The sequence below is a fragment of the Mesorhizobium sp. M4A.F.Ca.ET.020.02.1.1 genome (genome assembly GCF_004022645.1).
Classification (GTDB): domain Bacteria; phylum Pseudomonadota; class Alphaproteobacteria; order Rhizobiales; family Rhizobiaceae; genus Mesorhizobium.
Map to the genome: position 1 here is coordinate 1 of NZ_RZOI01001413.1, position 419 is coordinate 419.

Annotated in this window: 1 protein-coding gene; it reads left to right on the forward strand. The window is 64.4% G+C overall.

The window, feature by feature from the left end:
• Window positions 1-419 (forward strand): aminotransferase class III-fold pyridoxal phosphate-dependent enzyme (locus tag EN742_RS37445; protein ID WP_128334014.1); only part of this gene is annotated, 419 nt, incomplete at both ends.

Genomic DNA, 419 nt, shown 5'->3' on the forward strand with positions numbered 1-419 from the left:
GGAAGAAATGATCCTCGCCGAAGGTCCGGAGACGGTCGCGGCCCTCATCGGCGAGCCGATCCTCGGCACCGGCGGCATCGTGCCGCCGCCGGCCGGTTACTGGGAAAAGATCCAGGCGGTGCTGAAGAAGTACGACGTGCTGCTCGTCGCCGACGAGGTGGTGACCGGCTTCGGCAGGCTCGGCACGATGTTCGGCTCCCACCATTACGGTATCAAGCCGGACCTAATCACCATCGCCAAGGGCCTGACCTCTGCCTATGCGCCACTCTCCGGCGTCATCGTCTCCGACAAGGTCTGGCAGGTGCTGGTCAAAGGCTCCGACAAGCTCGGCTCGCTCGGCCATGGCTGGACCTATTCGGCGCATCCGATCTGCGTTGCCGCGGGCGTCGCCAATCTCGAACTGATCGACGAGATGGACC